Below are 17889 nucleotides of genomic sequence, written 5' to 3' on the forward strand. Positions count from 1 at the left end.
TTTTATTTTCTGGCCTATCTTAACCTATATAGTTTTAGATTTCTCAATTACAACTGGGGGCGTATTAAACCTTTTTTGCCCTGGCTTCACGAATAACGTCAGTATAATGCCTACGACACACTGAGACGTATTTTTCGTTACCACCAATATCAACCTGAGCACCATCGTAAACAACGTTGCCATCGCTGCCAAAACGAAGTACACGGCTGGCTTTTCTCCCACAATGACAAATTGTTTTCAACTCTACCAATTTATCTGACCACGCGAGGAGATATTCACTGCCGCTAAATAACTCACCTTGAAAATCTGTCCTTAAACCATAACAAAGAACAGGGATATCGTCATAATCTACAATTTCACAAAGTTGCTCGACATGTTCTTTCGTTAAGAATTGGCATTCATCAATCAAAACGCAATGGACTTTTTCTGCCTCATTTTCCTTTCTGATAAGCTCAGCAATATTTATTTTCGGTGAAAACAACAACGCTTCAGCCGATAAGCCAATACGGGAACTAACCTTTCCTTTACCGAATCGAGTATCGATTTCTGCTGTAAAGATCAGCGTTCTCATTCCTCTTTCGTTATAGTTATAGGAAGACTGCAATAAGGAAGTTGATTTCCCAGCATTCATGGTAGAATAATAAAAATAAAGCTGAGCCATTGGCCTGTTCATCCTCTTGTCAAATTTAATCAGACGATATAACAGCACCAGTTTACCACAAACTTTGGTTGAAATTATCTTTGTTGTTGTCAAATGTGGAGTAACAGAAACAAATTAGGTTGAATAACAAAAGATTATTTTCATGATAATCATCACATTTGCGCATATAAAATCAGCACCACAAGTACTTACTGCATGCCAAATGCACAAAATTAACATAAAAAGAAAATAGTTATTTTTACCCTCATCCTTTGAATATTAATAATCAAAGTGGTTTACTTTTGTTCAATTCACCCATCATGATCATAACTAATGGATTACCCATAAAAAAACTTTCATCACACACTTACTCTTCAGTTTATTTCTAGCAAAACAGTTAATGTTTCTTACGGATTGACTATAAATTGGTTTTATACCCTAGGTTTTATTCCTTACTAAACTTTACAGTAATCCCCGTCATTCTTATTGAAAAATGGTAAACCCAATAGCAGGATTAAAACGCAATATATCGATTACTTCAAAAATTGCATTTTAAAATGACATGTTTTATCCTGAGAAAGTAAATTCACTATTGCAGAAAATAAAATAGCATTCTATTATTATCTCTACATCGGCTATCATCATTATAATTTGAGACCAGGACAATGAGCGAAAATTTAAAATCCTTAAATAACATCCGTACCTTGCGCGCACAAGCAAGAGAATGTGAACTTAGTACTTTAGAAGAAATGCTGGAAAAACTTACGACTGTTGTTGAAGAACGTCGCGATGAAGAAAACCAGGTTCGTGTACAATTAGAAGAGCGCACACGTAAGCTTCAAGAATACCGTGAAATGCTGGAAAAAGACGGTATTGAATTAAGCGATTTAGTGGATGCTTTAAGTGGTAAATCTACTGGTAAATCTAAACGTGCTGCTCGTCCAGCAAAATATTCATACATTGATGACGGTGAAACTAAAACCTGGACTGGCCAAGGCCGTACACCAGCTGTAATCAAAAAAGCAATTGAAGAAGAAGGCAAATCACTGGACGATTTCCTGATCTAATCAGTTGCTTTGTAAACCTGATAACAAAAATACCCTATCAAGGGTATTTTTGTTTTATGCTTAATATAAACTAACTAGGTTAATTACGGGCTGATGTAGAAACACAGAGAGTTATATTAATGGCTAAATCGCTTTTATATTCTCGATGTGATAAAAAATAACTTAACACTAACTTAGTTTTTTATTAACATAATTTAGTAAAAAAAGGAGCTAATCGCTCCTTTTCCTATTTCTACTGTCACAGCTTTTGATAAAAGTCTAAATACCAATCAGTAAATCGTTTCACCCCTTCCTTTACCGGCATGTTAGGTGAAAAGCCAATCTTATTGTAAAGCGCGCTTGAATCTGCACACGTTGACAATACATCGCCATCTTGAATTTCCATAAAGTTTTTCTTCGCCTCAATTCCTAATGAGGTTTCAATGGCTTCAATAAAATCACCCAGTTTTGTCGGTTGCCCATTGCCAATATTGTAAACTCGATACGGCGCAGAGCTGGCAGATATTTGCCCATCTTCGACTGACCAGTCTTTATTGGAAGTAGGAATGATATCCTGCAACCTGATTATTGATTCAACAATGTCATCAATATATGTGAAATCTCTCACCATATTGCCATGATTATAAACATCAATCGGCTTACCTTCTAACATAGCTTTAGTGAATTTAAATAAAGCCATGTCAGGACGCCCCCACGGTCCATATACGGTAAAAAATCTTAATCCTGTAGTGGGAAGTTGATAAAGGTGTGAATAGCTGTGAGACATTAATTCATCAGCTTTTTTCGTTGCTGCATATAAAGAAACCGGATGATCAACTGAGTCATCAGTAGAAAAAGGTTGCTTTTTATTTAAGCCATATACTGAACTGGAAGATGCATATAATAGATGCTCTACAGAATGATGGCGGCAACCTTCAAGTATATTGATATGACCGACGATATTGGCATCTATATATGCCATAGGGTTTTGTATTGAATAACGCACACCCGGTTGAGCCCCTAAATGGATCACTCGCTGGAATTGATGTTGCGCGAACAATTCGGGTATTGCAACTCTGTCAGCCAAGTCTAATTTTTGAAATTTGAAATTTGAATAAGGGAGTAATAAATTTAATCTCGCCTGTTTCAAATTAACATCATAATAATCGTTGAGGTTATCAATACCAACAACCTCATACCCCATATTCAATAACTGCTGACTAACATGAAAACCTATAAAACCAGCAGAGCCTGTAACTAAAAATTTCATAAATTAACTCAAATGACGGGTCTGATTGAGGCACCGCGGCCAATACCATAATAAGTAAAACCACGCGATTGTAGGCGTTCAGGATCATAAAGATTGCGTCCATCAAAAATCACAGGCGTTTTTAATGAATCTTTAATCACATCAAAATCAGGTGCTCTGAAGTTTTGCCATTCTGTACAGATAATCAAAGCATCAGCACCTTTTAATGCTGCTTCTTTTGTTCCCATTAAAGAGAGATCATCACGCTGCCCATAAATACGCTGAGCTTCCTGCATAGCCTCAGGATCATACGCCTGAACTTTAGCGCCACATTTCCATAACGTTTCCATCAAGACACGGCTCGATGCCTCACGCATGTCATCTGTATTAGGTTTAAATGACAGCCCCCAAATAGCAAATGTCCTATCCGATAAATCATCACCAAAATGTTGTCTTACAAAAGCAGGCAATTTATTTTTCTGTTTTTCGTTAACCTGCTCCACTGCCTGAAGAATTTTTGGCGTATATCCAATTTGTTCAGAAGTCCGGATCAGTGCCTGAACATCTTTAGGGAAACATGAACCACCATATCCACATCCAGGGTAAATAAAGTGATATCCGATGCGTGAGTCGGAACCAATTCCCTGGCGCACATGTTCAATGTCAGCTCCCAGTATTTCAGCCAAGTTAGCAATTTCATTCATAAAACTGATTTTTGTCGCCAACATGCAGTTAGCTGCATACTTAGTCAATTCAGCACTGCGGATATCCATGACTATCATACGATCATGATTACGATTAAATGGCTCATACAGCTCGCGCATGACATCAACCACATCATCATTATCACAACCAATAATAATGCGTTCAGGCCGCATACAATCAGCAACAGCGGCGCCTTCTTTCAAAAATTCAGGATTGGAAACGACATCAAATGGAAGTTCCAGATTACGTTCTGCCAATGTTGCTTGCATCACTGCCCTGACTTTATCAGCTGTACCTACTGGCACAGTTGACTTGTCAACAACAACTTTGTAACCATCCATATTTTCCGCAATAGTTCTGGCTACAGCAGTTACATACTTAAGATCAGCAGAGCCATCTTCATCAGGAGGTGTGCCTACTGCAATAAACTGTAATTTGCCATGAGCAATACCGGCTTTGGCATCCGTTGTAAAATTCAGCCGTCCTTCAGCATGATTTTTCTTTACCAAGGGCGTCAAGCCCGGCTCAAAAATAGGAATTTGACCATTTTTCAGGTTCTCGACTTTTTTTGCATCAACATCGACACAAAGAACATCATGCCCCACTTCAGCAAATACGGTTGCTTGTACTAAGCCTACGTAGCCAATACCAAATACAGTAACTTTCATATCACACCTTAAAGTACTAGTAGATTATTTTTCGAACTGATTTTGCAAGGTCATGATCCAATCCGCGAATGACTTGCCCAATTCTTTATGTTTCATGCCATATTCAACAAATGCCTGCATATAACCCAACTTATTACCACAATCATGACTACGGCCTTGCAAGTGATAAGCCTCAACAGACTCTTTTTCCATCAGCATGGCAATAGCATCAGTCAGTTGTATTTCATCTCCTGCCCCTGGCGCAGTTTTAGCCAATAATGGCCAGATTTTTTCAGATAATACATAACGACCAACAATGGAAAGATTCGATGGCGCTTCTTCTGGTTTTGGTTTTTCAACAACACGGGCAATCGGTTTGCTATCCCCAGGCTGTAAATTTTCCCCCAGGCAATCAACAATGCCATAATCGGCAACACTTTCTACAGGGACAGGTTCAACTAGAATTTGGCTTGCACCACTGCTGTTGAAGCGTGATAACATTTCGCTCAAATTATATTTTGATAGGTCGGTACTGTACTCATCCAAAATAACATCCGGCAGAACAACAGCAAACGGCTCATCACCAATAAGTGGTTTAGCACATAACACGGCATGTCCCAATCCTTTTGCAATTCCCTGACGGGTTTGCATGATTGTCACATGATTTGGACAGATAGATTGTACCTCGTCCAGTAATTGGCGCTTAACTCTTTTCTCAAGAATCGCTTCCAATTCAAAGCTGGTATCAAAATGGTTTTCTATCGAGTTCTTGGATGAATGTGTGACCAAAATGATCTCATTAATACCTGCTTTGATACATTCATTGACCACATACTGAATAAGTGGTTTATCCACCAAGGGGAGCATTTCTTTCGGGATGGCTTTGGTGGCTGGCAACATCCGGGTTCCCAAACCAGCAACAGGTATAACCGCCTTCTTGACCTTTTTATTTATTACTGACATTACATCGTCTCCTACTGCTATGTTTTCACTGATATGTTTTCACTGAAAAACTCCTTTACAGTTTAAACAATAGCATTAACTCTCAAAAAAAATCGTATGTGTGAAGAAAATTGCACTCGCAAAAAATAACGCGCACGAGTATACACCAGTTAATTCGGCCAGATATACAATGCGCTAGCTTTTAATCACATTTCAATGATTAGATGTCGGGTTGTGCATTTAATCCTATTCAACAAATACTAATTTACCTTACAATTAACGATAATCTGCAACTTCTTTAAATAACTGGAGTTATTTTGACAAAAATGTGTCCCTGCGGCAGTGGCTCATCTTTCGACCTTTGCTGTAGTCCCTATCTTGAAAATCATCACCCTGCCCCAAATGCTGAATCCCTGATGCGTTCCAGATATAGCGCTTACGTTACACAAAATGCAGACTATCTTATCGCTACCTGGCACCCAGATTGCCAGGCTGAAAATGGGCGTACAGAAATAGAACAAAGTTTTGCCGGTGTACAATGGCTGGGATTAAATGTCCTCGAAACTCATCAGGGGAAACATAATAACGAAGCTTATGTTGAATTTTCAGCTTGCTTTATTGAACAAGGAAAGCAAGATAAGCAATTGATTCATGAGCGCTCACGTTTTTTGCGCATTGATCAACGTTGGTTTTATATAGATGGCATTCGCCCTGAAATAGGCCGAAATAGCCCTTGCCCATGTGGTTCAGGCAAAAAATATAAGAAATGCTGTGGTTAAATCAGCATCTAAATATCAAACATAACAACTCACACACAGTGAAGAATATTTGAGGTTCTCGTAATCCATGCAAAACGCAAACATACAAAAAAAAATCTTGCGGACGATTTGTCCTGATTCCAAAGGATTGATCGCAAAAATCACAAACATTTGTTACAAACATCAATTAAACATCGTTCAAAATAATGAGTTTGTTGATCATCGTACTGGCCGATTTTTTATGCGTACCGAGCTGGAGGGTATTTTTAATGACGAAACTCTTCTGGCAGATTTGGATGACGCTCTACCGGCGGGTTCAAACCGTGAATTGAATACAGCGGGCCGACGTCGTATCGTTATCATGGTGACAAAAGAAGCGCATTGCATTGGCGATATTTTAGTCAAAAGCGTCTATGGTGGACTGGATGTCGAAATTGCTGCTGTCATCGGCAATCATACTACTTTGCAAAAATTGGTTGAGCAGTTTGATATCCCATTCCATTACATCAGTCATGAGGGTCTAACCCGTGAACAACATGACGAAGCATTGATAGCCCAAATTGATCAATATAAGCCGGATTATGTTGTGCTTGCCAAGTATATGCGAGTCTTAACACCGGCATTTGTTCAGCATTACCCAAATCAAATAATCAACATTCACCATTCATTCTTGCCCGCATTTATCGGTGCTCGCCCTTACCATCAGGCTTATGAGCGTGGTGTGAAAATTATTGGCGCGACGGCTCATTATGTAAATGACAATTTGGATGAAGGGCCGATTATCACCCAAGATGTGATAAATGTGGATCACACCTATACCGCTGAGGAGATGATGCGGGCAGGACGGGATGTTGAAAAGAATGTATTGAGCCAAGCATTACACTGGGTATTTTCCCAGCGGGTTTTTGTATATGGTAACCGTACCGTTATTCTTTAATCAACCATGTTATTTTTTAATAAACAATAAAGTATTGTGTCTATAGCTGCTTGGGCAAAATGCAACCTGTAATACAGATACTTTCTATCGATGATATTACCCAGTAGGTTGCAACACAATCACCCGGATCAAAAAGTAATCATACGATACTTTATTTTCAATTAGCTACTTTACAGCGGCGGTTTATCTGATATCATGCCGCTCGCTGCTAACGATAGCATACAATTCAAAAATCCAAAAATCTGGTGGGGTTCCCGAGCGGCCAAAGGGAGCAGACTGTAAATCTGCCGTCACAGACTTCGAAGGTTCGAATCCTTCCCCCACCACCATCAAGAACTCACATTTCATTACATAAAATGAAACATACTTATCCTTACTAAAGCAGATTATAGCTTGCTGGCTCATAGAATGTATCGATTTGGAAAGTGTTAATGCGTTCAGCTAACATTCAAATTGGAATACCACAGAATGGCTATGGGCAAGAGAAGCAAGATGAAATGACAGATGTGTAATACCTATATAAGCCAAAGGTGAGGAACGAAATAACACATCATCCTTCCTCACCACCATCAAAAATCTATTCTAAGCTCTTTTAATGCATTTGGGCAAACACCCATAGCGGAGCTGAGAAACCTGATAGTTCGCTCCGCTCACGCAGTCAGTTACTCCATATCACTGACGGAGTCGATGAAACGATTTAACACACTTGAATGAGATTTTGATTTGTAGACATAACACTGATTAATTGCATCAGGCCGTGATATAGAAATGAAGCCTAGGCTTTCTCCCTCTTCCAATGCACCGGAATGGGAATCTGTAATAAAAATATAATCGGTTGACTGAATAAAATTGAGACAGCATTCGATATTATCCATCTGTCGAATATTAACTTTTTCTCCGTTTTTTATCATTTCCTCTTCCAAATTCTTTATCAAATTGCCTTTATAGAGCACTGGATCACATAACCACGTTCTCTTTCTCAGCAATTGAGTAAAGTCCCCATTGACTTCAGCCAATAACTCTTTACGGCAGCAGATCCCCAAATTTGGGCCATCAATTTTCCTTACCAGGCTGAATCGATCACTAAGTATTTTTTCTGAACTTAAAATTATTGTATTGCCCTCATAGTCAACTATTTCATCAATGTTATCATAACTGAAGCGTAATATATTAACTTGAGCATTATTTCTGTCCGCTGCTTTATAAAGCGAAATCAGATGCTTTTTCTTACCCCAATCATGGTATATATTTACAACATTACAAATACTCCCGCTAATGTGTTTCTTTGTAATTTCTTTCTCTTTCAAATAGAGCTCTTTTAAGTCATTATATAACTCCACTCCGTCTTTGGTCAGAATCATCCCAAACTTCTCCCTTTTGAATAAGCGCTTTCCTAACGTCGCTTCAAAGTCTTTAATTGATTTAGCGACTGGGGGAGTCGTACGGTTCATCACTCTTGCCGCTTTGCTTAAAGAACCCATTTCCACCACCGCCATGAATGCTTCTAATTTACGAGAAAAAAACATAATTCACCGTTCCTATGTAACTTGTGGCTAAAATAATTTCCTTGAAATGGCCTTCTCATCAGGTAACCGCTAAATCAAACTTGATATTATGAAGGTATAATTTTGTACAATAAAAATAAGTATTTTTCAAATGACATTTATATAAAATGCCAGTCCCTGATGCAATAATGCGGTTTAGATGAACTATATTATTCATCTATATCATGATGAATATTCCACCGTGATTGTAAACCATTAATAAATATAACCCTGGCCTACAAGTTCAAATTTCTATCAGAGATTGATTAACTCTTCTACTTTTTCATTAATTAATTTTTGTAACACACAACATAAAATAAATTTCAAGAATAAAAACTCTCACGGAAAATTATAATATCAAATGTTAAATATAACACATAACAATTAGTGAATTGTTATACATCAATTAATTTACTATTTATTGATTTGGTGTCTTTTTATTATTTAAAAATCGATTCGACACTTTAAATTTGGGGTAACGAGGGCATTATACTCAATATAGTATTACATATATGAGTAAAATAGCGAATTATCAAAATAATTAGGTAAAATTTATTATTTAATAAATAGTTACATCCTTATTTGTATCTGTTAACATTAAGAATAAGAATATTATATAGGTGATTATAACAATATGAAATTTATATCATTCAATATTAATGGGTTAAGAGCACGTCATCATCAACTCGCTGCCATTGTTGAACAACACCAACCTGATGTTATCGGATTACAAGAAATAAAAGTCCATGATGAAATGTTTCCTCTGGAAGAAGTCAGTAAGCTGGGTTATCACGTTTTTTATCATGGTCAAAAATCGCACTACGGTGTCGCCCTGTTGACTCGCCAACAACCCGTAGATATCCGTAAAGGTTTTCCTACTGATGGCGATGATGCACAGCGCCGCATTATTATGGCCGATATCGAGACACCTCTTGGTTTATTAACTGTAATCAATGGCTATTTTCCTCAAGGGGAGAGCCGTGATCACCCAATTAAATTTCCTGCAAAAGAAAAGTTTTATCAGGATCTACTGTCTTACCTGGAAACTAACCATTCTCCGGAGTCACACATTCTGATTATGGGAGACATGAATATCAGTCCAACAGATCTCGATATTGGTATCGGAGAAAACAACCAGAAACGCTGGTTAAAGACGGGGAAATGTTCTTTCCTGCCAGAAGAGCGTGAATGGATGGCACGCTTGAAAAATTGGGGATTCATCGATACATTCCGAGCACTAAGCCCCGAAGTCAATGACCAGTTTTCTTGGTTCGACTATCGTTCAAAAGGCTTTGATGATAATCGTGGGCTGCGCATTGATTTGCTGCTTGCCAGCCATCCATTGGCAGAAAGATGTATCTCTTCTGGTATCGATTATGCTATCCGCAGCATGGAAAAACCATCCGATCATGCCCCTGTTTGGACTGAATTTAAGATATAAACAGCGATCATGAAACACAGCACCATAATAGGTGGTGCTGTGTCAGCATTTCAGATTATCCCTGATTGGCTTGATCTTTCTTTGCCCTGCTCTTACTGGATTTTGCCTGCTTTCCTTTCCCTTTTTTGGCATTAACGGGAACAGGAGGCAAGTCCCTAAAAGCCGTCAAATTACGATGCTGTTTTGCCTGCCAAATCAACTGCTGCAATGTTTCCTGAAGGGGGAACATAAAATCCTGATAACGGAATTGCTTTTCGCTGATTTGCGTCAACCGAGATTCCCAATGTGCAGTCATATCTGGCAATACCGCCATGTCCGGCAATACATGAATTAAAGCCCTGCCAGCCGGAGTCGCGTGAATATAGCGCCCTTTTTTGTACAGGAAATCCCGTTTGAATAGCAACTCAATGATCCCTGCTCGGGTCGCTTCCGTACCCAAACCATCAGTGGCACGAAGCACCTTTTTCAAAGCTTTATCCTGCACAAATCGGGCTATGCCAGTCATTGCAGACAATAGTGTTGCATCAGTGAAAGGCCGTGGAGGTTGTGTCTGCCTTTCCACCACTTCGCCTCTCTCACACAATAATTCATCTCCTTTAGCAACAACAGGTAATGGCGTACCTTCATTCTCTTCATCCCGTTCCTTGTTGCCAAGCAGAGTCCTCCAACCCGCTTCTGCCAGAAAACGTGCCTTGGCGATAAATTTCCCCCCTGCAATATCAAGTTCAATCGTACATTTCCGAAATACCGCATCAGGAAAAAACTGCATCAGGTATTGTCGCGCAATCAAACTATAAATATGGCTTTCATTTTCGGTTAAATTGACTTGGCTACTACGTGCAGTAGGAATAATGGCATGGTGAGCATCAACCTTCTTATCATCCCAACAGCGGTTCTTTTGCTCTATATCTAAAGCATCCTGCGGAAGCAAATGAGTAGCATGAACCGAAATGGCATTCAGGACCGCATGACGCCCAACAAAATGTTCTTCCGGCAGGTAACGACTGTCAGAGCGTGGATAAGTGATCAATTTATGGGTTTCATAAAGCCGCTGACAAATGTCAAGTACATCTTGAGCGCTCAAGCCAAAACGCCTGGCCGCTTCAATCTGTAAAGATGACAAGGAAAAAGGCAATGGTGCCGTTTCTGATTCACGCTTATCCTGATAGGAAGAGACATAGGCGGGTTGTCCGGTAATACGAGCAACAACATGCTCAGCTAACGGCCGGTGAATAATTCTCCCTTCTTCATCCTGAAAATCAATGCAAGATTCACTGGGTTGCCATAAAGCCGTAAATCGCTCTTCATTGGGTGTAACAACATGTGCTTTGACTTCAAAAAAGTCTTTTGGCACGAAATTTTCTATCTCTTCATCGCGGCGCACAACCAAACCTAAAACAGGAGTTTGGACACGCCCAACCGATAATACCCCTTGATAACCTGCATTTTTGCCTAATAAGGTGTAAGCGCGGGTCATATTGATGCCATAAAGCCAGTCCGCTCTGGCTCTGGCGAGTGCAGAAACACATAAGGGGATAAACTCCCGATTGCTCCTTAACCGTTCAATCGCTTTTACGACCGCCTGGGGATTTAGATCATTGATTAGGCATCGTTGGACATTGTGTTTTTTATCCGTATCCAGATCTAAAAAGTCCAGCACTTCATCCACCAACAATTGACCTTCACGATCAGGGTCTCCTGCATGGATTATTTCGGTCGCTCTTTCCAATAGGGATTTAATTATGTTGAGCTGTTTGGCCACGGCTGCCCGTGGCTTTAGCTGCCATTTTTCAGGAATGATCGGTAAATCAGCCAAGACCCAACGCGCATAACGGCTCTCGTAGGCATCGGGTTCGGCCTGTTCCAATAGATGACCAACACACCAAGTCACAAACTGGTTATTACCACATTCGATAAACCCATCCCCACGTCGATGGGGCTTCGGTAAAACATCTGCGATGGCTCTCGCGAGGCTGGGTTTTTCTGCAATAAAAAGACGCATGGAATTATTCAAGAACTTCAATTAGTGCTCTGCCTGAGCTTGGCTCAGTCAGTTCACCAATAGCAAAAAAATCAATGTTGTGGCTTCGTGCAACGGCTTTCGCCTCTTCCACGGCATCCGGCAAAATCGCCAGCAACAAACCACCCGAAGTTTGTGGGTCACACAGGAGATGGCATTGATGAGGAGTCATCTTTCCAACTAAGTGCCCATAGCTGTCAAAGTTGCGTCCTGTGCCTCCAGGTACGCAACCTTTTTCGATATAAATATCAACATCTGGCAATCGCGGAATTTGTGAAAATTTGACCTTCGCCTGAACACCAGAACCTTCACAAATTTCACTCAAATGCCCTAACAAACCGAAGCCTGTTACATCCGTCATCGCTGTAACACCCTCAATTCCTGCAAAATCTGTCCCCGCGTTATTTAACTGGCACATAGTTTCTTTCGCAATACCTTGGTGTTCAGGTTGAAGCAAACCTTTCTTTTCAGCCGTAGTCAATACGCCAACACCCAAAGGTTTAGTCAGAAACAGGAGATTCCCCGCCTTTGCCTGATCATTACGCTTTACACGTTCAATATTGATAATACCCGTCACTGACAAACCGAATATGGGTTCAGGTGCATCAATAGAATGCCCTCCAGCCAGAGAAATGCCCGCTTCCTGACAAACAGCCCTGCCTCCCTCAATGACATTTTGAGCGATTTCCGGGGCCAGCTTATTAATTGTCCCCCCCATCGCGTAAATATCACTGATAGCATTAGTGGCCGCAACACGGCCAAAATCAAACGTATCATCAACAATCGGCATAAAAAAATCCGTAGTACTAATGATACCTGTACCATTACCAATATCATACACAGCAGCATCATCATGGGTTTCATTGCCGACCAAAAGATTAGGATCGAAAAATTTTGCCTGTTCACTGTGCAAAATAGTTTCCAGCACTTTAGGCGAAATTTTGCAGTCACATCCGGCATCATGGCTGTATTGAGTCAGACGGATTTCAGTTGACATTAGTCGCTCCAGTTAAGAAGTCACTGGCAAATTAGAAGTAACTGACAAAATTCGTTAAATCTGGTATTGCAACTTTTGCAGGTGCCCTGAGTTCAGGGGTTCCTAAGTAAAGGAACCCAACAATCTTGTCATTTTCCTCACATCCCAAACCAGCCCTGACAATGGGATCTTCTGTCCATGAGCCTGAACGCCATATGCCGCCAAAACCTTGGGTGACTGCGGCCATTTGCATCGCGTGAACGGCACACCCCGCAGCAACAACTTGTTCCCATGCCGGAACTTTTGCATGTTCAACTACCTTGGCGATAACGGTAATAATCATAGGTGCTCGGTAAGGGGCATTTTTTGCTTTCTCCTCAACCTCCTTTCCCAATCCACCCTCAATGGCTGCTTTTTCAAGGAGGTTACTGAATTTATTTATGCCTTCCCCTTCCATCACAATAAAATGCCAAGGACGCAAAGCCCCATGGTCAGGCGCTCTCATCCCTGCGGCTAAAATATGTTGCAATTCATTACCTTTTGGGGCGGGGGTTGTTAAACGTGAAACTGAACGACGATTTAACAAAAGTTCCAAAGCATTCATTATTTTCTCCTAAATAAGATAATCTGTCTCAAACCAACATTCTCTGTTTATTCGTCAATGAATGAAAGCACATAAACTATTTTTTCAATCAATAACATGATTTCCAGCTGACATTTCCCAACGAGCTGATTAGGATAACCCCATTTCCATTTGATACCATAATCGGAGACAATATGCGCAAATTATGGCACTTCACGGCAGCATTATTTAAATGGAGTTGGAAACTCCTAAATTTTGTTCGCCAATTTATTTTCAATCTTATTTTTATTCTGTTGATTGTTGTCGTCGTTATTGGAGTCATCGTTTACCAACAACAATCCAAACTTGACGATAACTCTCACGGGGCATTGTATGTCAACTTATCTGGTATTGTTCTTGATCGCGTAACGGATCGCAGTCCATTTGAACAATTCGCAAAAAATCTTTTTGGACCATCCAATAGCAATTACAAAGAAACCTCCGTGTTTGACGTTGTTGACAACATTCGCCGCGCAAAAAACGATCCCAAAATTACAGGCATGGTATTGAAGCTAAATGATTTCATCGGCTCAGATCAGGCTTCTATGAGATATATTGGCAAGGCTATCAACGAATTTAAAACAGCAGGAAAACCTGTTTTTGCGATTGGTGACTCTTACAGTCAATCACAATATCTTTTAGCCAGCTATGCCGATAAAATATATTTATCTCCACTCGGCTCTGTTGATATCCATGGTTTCTCTACTAACCATTTATACTACAAGTCATTGTTGGATACGTTGAAAGTATCTACCCATATTTTCCGTGTGGGAACCTATAAATCAGCAGTTGAACCCATGTTACGTAACGATATGTCAAAAGAGGCTCGTGAAGCTGACAGCCTTTGGCTCAACGAATTGTGGGACAATTACTTAAATACTATCGCAGTTAACCGACATATCCCTGCCGATCAGATCTTCCCTGGCGCAGCAAACTTTATCGAGAAATTCCGTAAAGCTGGCGGAGACACTGCACTGTATGCGTACCAAAACAAACTGGTGGACTATATTGAGCCACGCAGTGCCGTTGAAAAGAAAATGCAGGAGAAATTCGGCTGGAATAAAGAACAAAAACATTTCAATTACATCAGCATTTATGATTACATCGACCAAAAACCAATACAAAATACAGATAATAAAGGCAACATTGCTGTCATTGTTGCTGAAGGGGCCATTTTAGAAGGCAAACAATCAACCGGTATCGTTGGAAGTGACACTATTGTTGAACAACTACGTGCCGCACACCATAACCCCAACATCAAAGCGATCGTATTACGAGTAAACAGCCCAGGTGGCAGTATCAGTGCGTCTGAAATTATTCGCAATGAATTGGCAGCTATCCGAGATGACAAGACAGGAAATGCGAAACCTATTGTAGTTTCCATGGGGGGGGTGACTGCCTCAGGGGGTTATTGGATTTCTACCCCTGCTAACTACATTATTGCTGATCCGAGTACCTTAACAGGCTCGATTGGTGTTTTTGGTGTTATTCAAACCATTGAAAAGAGCCTCAATTACGTTGGTGTGAATACCGACGGTGTTTCAACAACGCCATTAGCCGATATCTCTGCAACCAAAGGCATCAACCAGACATTTTCAGATGTAATACAGTTGGCTATTGAGAATGGCTACAATAAGTTTATCGGGCTGGTAGCAGTTGCCCGTAATAAGTCTCTGAATGAAATCGATAATATCGCTCAGGGGCGTGTTTGGAGTGGCATTGATGCCAAAAAACATGGTTTAGTCGACCAACTGGGTGATTTTGATGATGCCGTTAAAAAAGCCGCTGAGCTGGCAAAGGTCAAAAATGTATCACTGGACTGGATGCAACCTGAACTTTCATTCTCAGAAAAATTCATGTTGGGACTGACTTCGTCAGCGCAAGCACTATTACCAAATACTTTGCAGTCAATGTTGCCGGCTTCACTTGCCGAAGTCGCTCAAGATGTGAAAAAACAAGCTGCATTTTATAACAATATGAAAGATCCGCAGAATATCTATACCTTCTGTTTGAATTGTGTCGATATTCGTTAAAATTACTGACTAATTTTCCAACAAACTTAAAGCCTGATTTCGCCATCAGGCTTTTTTTATTCTTGATACTCCCTATAATCCAGCTAAATGTTTTTATTGAGGCGTTACCATGCAGAAGAAATCGATCTACGTTGTTTACACTGGCGGTACTATTGGGATGCAACATTCTCCCAATGGATACATTCCCGTTTCCGGCCATTTACAACAACAACTCGCCAAAATGCCAGAATTTCACCGTCCAGAAATGCCAACATTCACAATCCGTGAGCACCAACCCCTGATTGATTCTTCTGATATGAGTCCTGACGACTGGAGCATTATCGCAAATGATATCTATCAGAATTATCATGACTATGATGGTTTTGTGATTCTGCACGGTACAGATACCATGGCTTTCACTGCGTCAGCACTCGCCTTCATGTTCGAAAACCTTAACAAACCTATTATTGTGACAGGGTCACAAATTCCTCTGGAAGCATTGCGTTCCGATGGACAAACTAATCTTCTTAATGCATTGTATCTCGCAGCAAATTATCCTATTAACGAAGTCAGCTTATTTTTTAACAATAAGTTATTTCGTGGCAATAGAACAATTAAAGCCCATGCAGATGGTTTTGATGCTTTTTCATCCCCAAACTGCCCACCACTGATGGAAGCCGGGATAAATATTCGTACCTTCAAAACAAACCCCATACCTGTTAGTCACGGCGAGTTTGGTGTGAACTCAATCACATCACAACCGATTGGTGTTGTAACCATCTACCCGGGATTATCCGGTCAGGTGGTAGAAAATATTCTGATGCAACCAGTCAAAGCATTAATTTTGCGCTCATACGGTGTTGGCAATGCTCCGCAACGTGCTGATTTGTTGCAAACGTTAAAGAAAGCAACTGAGCGAGGTATTATTGTGGTCAATTTGACACAATGTATTTCTGGCCGAGTCAACATGGAAGGCTATGCGACGGGTCATTCTCTGGCTGCATCAGGTGTTATCAGCGGTTATGACATGACTTTCGAAGCAACTTTAACGAAATTGCATTATTTATTAAGCCAATCTTATACACCTGAAGAGATCCGCTATCTGATGCAACAAAATCTGCGGGGAGAATTGAGTTATTCCGATGAATAATAAATAGGTGAGTCGAGAAATATGATGAAAACAGCATTATTACTTATCGATCTACAAAATGACTTTTGTACTGGGGGAGCCCTGGCTGTCAAAGACAGTGATGCAGTAATTGAGGTAGCCAATAACGTTATTGCACGATGTCAGGAAAATAATATTACGGTTATCGCCACTCAGGATTGGCATCCAGCCAACCATATGAGCTTTGCAGAAAACTCAGGACAGAAAGTAGGTGAATTAGGAAAACTCAATGGCATTCCTCAAGTATGGTGGCCGAGCCACTGTATACAAGGAGAGTTTGGTGCAGAATTTCATCCTTTGTTAAACCAATCTGCTATTCAAGAAATTTTCCGAAAAGGTGAAAATCCCCAAATAGATAGCTATAGTGCATTCTTTGATAATGACCATAAAAGTAAAACCCGTCTGGATGCATGGTTAACAGAGCAGAATATACAACGCCTCTTTGTCATGGGTATCGCCACTGATTACTGCGTAAAATTTACCGTACTGGATGCCCTGGCACTAGGTTATGAAACCTATGTCATTCTTGATGGCTGCCGTGGTGTTAATATCCAAGAAGACGATAGCCAACAAGCAGTTGAGGAAATGACCAGAAAAGGGGCTAAGTTAGTTCCACAAAGTGAAATGATACCCATTTTATGACCCAACCCCAATCATTAATAAAATTAATTTATACATCTAATTGATGTAACTAAAAATAACCTCGTTCTTAAACAAAAAATAGGACGAGGTTCTCAATTCATGCCATTTCAATCTTCTGACTGAGGTTTTAATTTTGCGACCATGTCGGACTGAAATATAGCCTTTAACTCCTGTTTACTTTTTATGGTAATTTGGCCATCTGTGCCAATCGTCATATGTTCAGGATCATGATTATATTTTGCTTGCCAGAGCATCACCGCCTGTAAACTGTATTCTTTCTGTTCTGGCGTAAGTGGTACACCATCCTGCCATTTTCCCAGTTCAACAGCCTGAACTAATCGCTGATAAATTTCAGGAGTCATGGCGGAGAGTAAATCATCCAACTTCATCGAAATTTCCTTAATGGCTATGCGCTTCTATTTCACTACATATTTTACTTGTACGGCTGTAAGCCGACATGGTTATTATTAATATATTGACCTTAAGAACAGTTAAGAATACTTTGTCAAAAAATGAGCTGAATCGTTTCTCATCAGCTCA

General features: G+C 40.2%; 16 protein-coding genes and 1 tRNA gene. 8 read left to right on the top strand and 9 right to left on the bottom strand.

Annotated features, from left to right (window positions below; translation table 11 throughout):
* Nucleotides 1-64: 64 nt before the first annotated feature.
* A complete protein-coding gene (locus Xets_RS17745; protein WP_099132367.1) occupies nt 65-661 on the bottom strand; it encodes a thymidine kinase in 597 nt (198 codons plus the stop codon).
* 644 nt (nt 662-1305) lie between these two features.
* Here Xets_RS17745 and Xets_RS17750 point away from each other — a divergent pair.
* Nucleotides 1306-1707, top strand: coding sequence for an H-NS family nucleoid-associated regulatory protein (locus Xets_RS17750; RefSeq protein WP_099132366.1), 402 nt, complete (start codon nt 1306-1308; stop codon nt 1705-1707).
* 238 nt (nt 1708-1945) lie between these two features.
* Here Xets_RS17750 and Xets_RS17755 read toward each other — a convergent pair whose 3' ends face one another.
* The 3 genes from Xets_RS17755 to galU are packed head-to-tail and all read right to left on the bottom strand — an operon-like array spanning nt 1946 to nt 5250.
* Nucleotides 1946-2956, bottom strand: coding sequence for an NAD-dependent epimerase (locus Xets_RS17755; protein WP_099132365.1), 1011 nt, complete (start codon nt 2954-2956; stop codon nt 1946-1948).
* A gap of 8 nt (nt 2957-2964) precedes the next feature.
* On the bottom strand, nt 2965-4308 hold the full coding sequence (locus tag Xets_RS17760; protein WP_099132364.1) for a UDP-glucose/GDP-mannose dehydrogenase family protein: 1344 nt from the start codon (nt 4306-4308) through the stop codon (nt 2965-2967).
* A 24-nt stretch (nt 4309-4332) separates the two neighbouring features.
* Complete coding sequence (galU, locus tag Xets_RS17765) at nt 4333-5250, bottom strand: UTP--glucose-1-phosphate uridylyltransferase GalU (protein ID WP_187652238.1); 918 nt, start codon at nt 5248-5250, stop codon at nt 4333-4335.
* A gap of 296 nt (nt 5251-5546) precedes the next feature.
* Here galU and Xets_RS17770 point away from each other — a divergent pair, with 296 nt between their 5' ends.
* From Xets_RS17770 to Xets_RS17780, 3 genes are all read left to right on the top strand, one after another.
* Nucleotides 5547-6008 carry a YchJ family protein gene (locus Xets_RS17770; protein WP_187652239.1) on the top strand — a complete coding sequence of 154 codons (462 nt, stop codon included), beginning with the start codon at nt 5547-5549 and terminating at the stop codon, nt 6006-6008.
* Between the two features lie 67 nt (nt 6009-6075).
* Nucleotides 6076-6924: a formyltetrahydrofolate deformylase gene (purU, locus tag Xets_RS17775; RefSeq protein WP_099132361.1), complete on the top strand. Its 849-nt coding sequence runs from the start codon at nt 6076-6078 to the stop codon at nt 6922-6924.
* Nucleotides 6925-7168: 244 nt separating this feature from the next.
* Nucleotides 7169-7253, top strand: a tRNA-Tyr gene (locus Xets_RS17780).
* Between the two features lie 333 nt (nt 7254-7586).
* Here the strand turns inward: Xets_RS17780 and Xets_RS17785 are convergent.
* Nucleotides 7587-8450: a LysR family transcriptional regulator gene (locus tag Xets_RS17785; RefSeq protein ID WP_187652240.1), complete on the bottom strand. Its 864-nt coding sequence runs from the start codon at nt 8448-8450 to the stop codon at nt 7587-7589.
* Between the two features lie 652 nt (nt 8451-9102).
* Here Xets_RS17785 and xthA point away from each other — a divergent pair.
* Entirely contained in the window at nt 9103-9909 is an 807-nt protein-coding gene (gene xthA, locus Xets_RS17790; protein ID WP_099132359.1) for an exodeoxyribonuclease III, read from the top strand.
* Between the two features lie 55 nt (nt 9910-9964).
* Here the strand turns inward: xthA and Xets_RS17795 are convergent, their stop codons facing one another.
* From Xets_RS17795 to Xets_RS17805, 3 genes are read right to left on the bottom strand one after another with little or no spacing between them, the layout of a single operon-like run.
* Nucleotides 9965-11911, bottom strand: coding sequence for a DNA topoisomerase III (locus tag Xets_RS17795; RefSeq protein ID WP_187652241.1), 1947 nt, complete (start codon nt 11909-11911; stop codon nt 9965-9967).
* Between the two features lie 4 nt (nt 11912-11915).
* Nucleotides 11916-12926 carry a selenide, water dikinase SelD gene (gene selD / locus Xets_RS17800; protein WP_187652242.1) on the bottom strand — a complete coding sequence of 337 codons (1011 nt, stop codon included), beginning with the start codon at nt 12924-12926 and terminating at the stop codon, nt 11916-11918.
* A gap of 31 nt (nt 12927-12957) precedes the next feature.
* On the bottom strand, nt 12958-13509 hold the full coding sequence (locus Xets_RS17805; protein WP_099132356.1) for an NAD(P)H nitroreductase: 552 nt from the start codon (nt 13507-13509) through the stop codon (nt 12958-12960).
* A gap of 173 nt (nt 13510-13682) precedes the next feature.
* Here Xets_RS17805 and sppA point away from each other — a divergent pair, with 173 nt between their 5' ends.
* The 3 genes from sppA to pncA all read left to right on the top strand — a co-directional run bounded on the left by sppA (nt 13683) and on the right by pncA (nt 17349).
* A complete protein-coding gene (gene sppA / locus Xets_RS17810; protein ID WP_099132355.1) occupies nt 13683-15560 on the top strand; it encodes a signal peptide peptidase SppA in 1878 nt (625 codons plus the stop codon).
* Between the two features lie 109 nt (nt 15561-15669).
* Nucleotides 15670-16689: an asparaginase gene (gene ansA, locus Xets_RS17815; protein ID WP_099132354.1), complete on the top strand. Its 1020-nt coding sequence runs from the start codon at nt 15670-15672 to the stop codon at nt 16687-16689.
* A gap of 24 nt (nt 16690-16713) precedes the next feature.
* Nucleotides 16714-17349: a bifunctional nicotinamidase/pyrazinamidase gene (gene pncA, locus Xets_RS17820; RefSeq protein ID WP_099132440.1), complete on the top strand. Its 636-nt coding sequence runs from the start codon at nt 16714-16716 to the stop codon at nt 17347-17349.
* A 107-nt stretch (nt 17350-17456) separates the two neighbouring features.
* Here the strand turns inward: pncA and Xets_RS17825 are convergent, their stop codons facing one another.
* Nucleotides 17457-17738, bottom strand: coding sequence for a YeaC family protein (locus tag Xets_RS17825; RefSeq protein ID WP_099132353.1), 282 nt, complete (start codon nt 17736-17738; stop codon nt 17457-17459).
* Nucleotides 17739-17889: the final 151 nt, after the last annotated feature.

This window comes from Xenorhabdus sp. TS4, assembly GCF_014467265.1.
In the GTDB taxonomy this organism is placed as follows: Bacteria; Pseudomonadota; Gammaproteobacteria; order Enterobacterales; family Enterobacteriaceae; genus Xenorhabdus; species Xenorhabdus ehlersii.

Excerpts from the sequence above, each read along its gene's own strand:
- Xets_RS17745 (WP_099132367.1), bottom strand. The coding sequence starts at position 661 with ATGGCTCAGCTTTATTTTTATTATTCTACCATGAATGCTGGGAAATCA.
- Xets_RS17750 (WP_099132366.1), top strand. The coding sequence starts at position 1,306 with ATGAGCGAAAATTTAAAATCCTTAAATAACATCCGTACCTTGCGCGCA.
- Xets_RS17755 (WP_099132365.1), bottom strand. The coding sequence starts at position 2,956 with ATGAAATTTTTAGTTACAGGCTCTGCTGGTTTTATAGGTTTTCATGTT.
- Xets_RS17760 (WP_099132364.1), bottom strand. The coding sequence starts at position 4,308 with ATGAAAGTTACTGTATTTGGTATTGGCTACGTAGGCTTAGTACAAGCA.
- galU (WP_187652238.1), bottom strand. The coding sequence starts at position 5,250 with ATGTCAGTAATAAATAAAAAGGTCAAGAAGGCGGTTATACCTGTTGCT.
- purU (WP_099132361.1), top strand. The coding sequence starts at position 6,076 with ATGCAAAACGCAAACATACAAAAAAAAATCTTGCGGACGATTTGTCCT.
- Xets_RS17785 (WP_187652240.1), bottom strand. The coding sequence starts at position 8,450 with ATGTTTTTTTCTCGTAAATTAGAAGCATTCATGGCGGTGGTGGAAATG.
- xthA (WP_099132359.1), top strand. The coding sequence starts at position 9,103 with ATGAAATTTATATCATTCAATATTAATGGGTTAAGAGCACGTCATCAT.
- Xets_RS17795 (WP_187652241.1), bottom strand. The coding sequence starts at position 11,911 with ATGCGTCTTTTTATTGCAGAAAAACCCAGCCTCGCGAGAGCCATCGCA.
- selD (WP_187652242.1), bottom strand. The coding sequence starts at position 12,926 with ATGTCAACTGAAATCCGTCTGACTCAATACAGCCATGATGCCGGATGT.
- Xets_RS17805 (WP_099132356.1), bottom strand. The coding sequence starts at position 13,509 with ATGAATGCTTTGGAACTTTTGTTAAATCGTCGTTCAGTTTCACGTTTA.
- sppA (WP_099132355.1), top strand. The coding sequence starts at position 13,683 with ATGCGCAAATTATGGCACTTCACGGCAGCATTATTTAAATGGAGTTGG.
- ansA (WP_099132354.1), top strand. The coding sequence starts at position 15,670 with ATGCAGAAGAAATCGATCTACGTTGTTTACACTGGCGGTACTATTGGG.
- pncA (WP_099132440.1), top strand. The coding sequence starts at position 16,714 with ATGAAAACAGCATTATTACTTATCGATCTACAAAATGACTTTTGTACT.
- Xets_RS17825 (WP_099132353.1), bottom strand. The coding sequence starts at position 17,738 with ATGAAGTTGGATGATTTACTCTCCGCCATGACTCCTGAAATTTATCAG.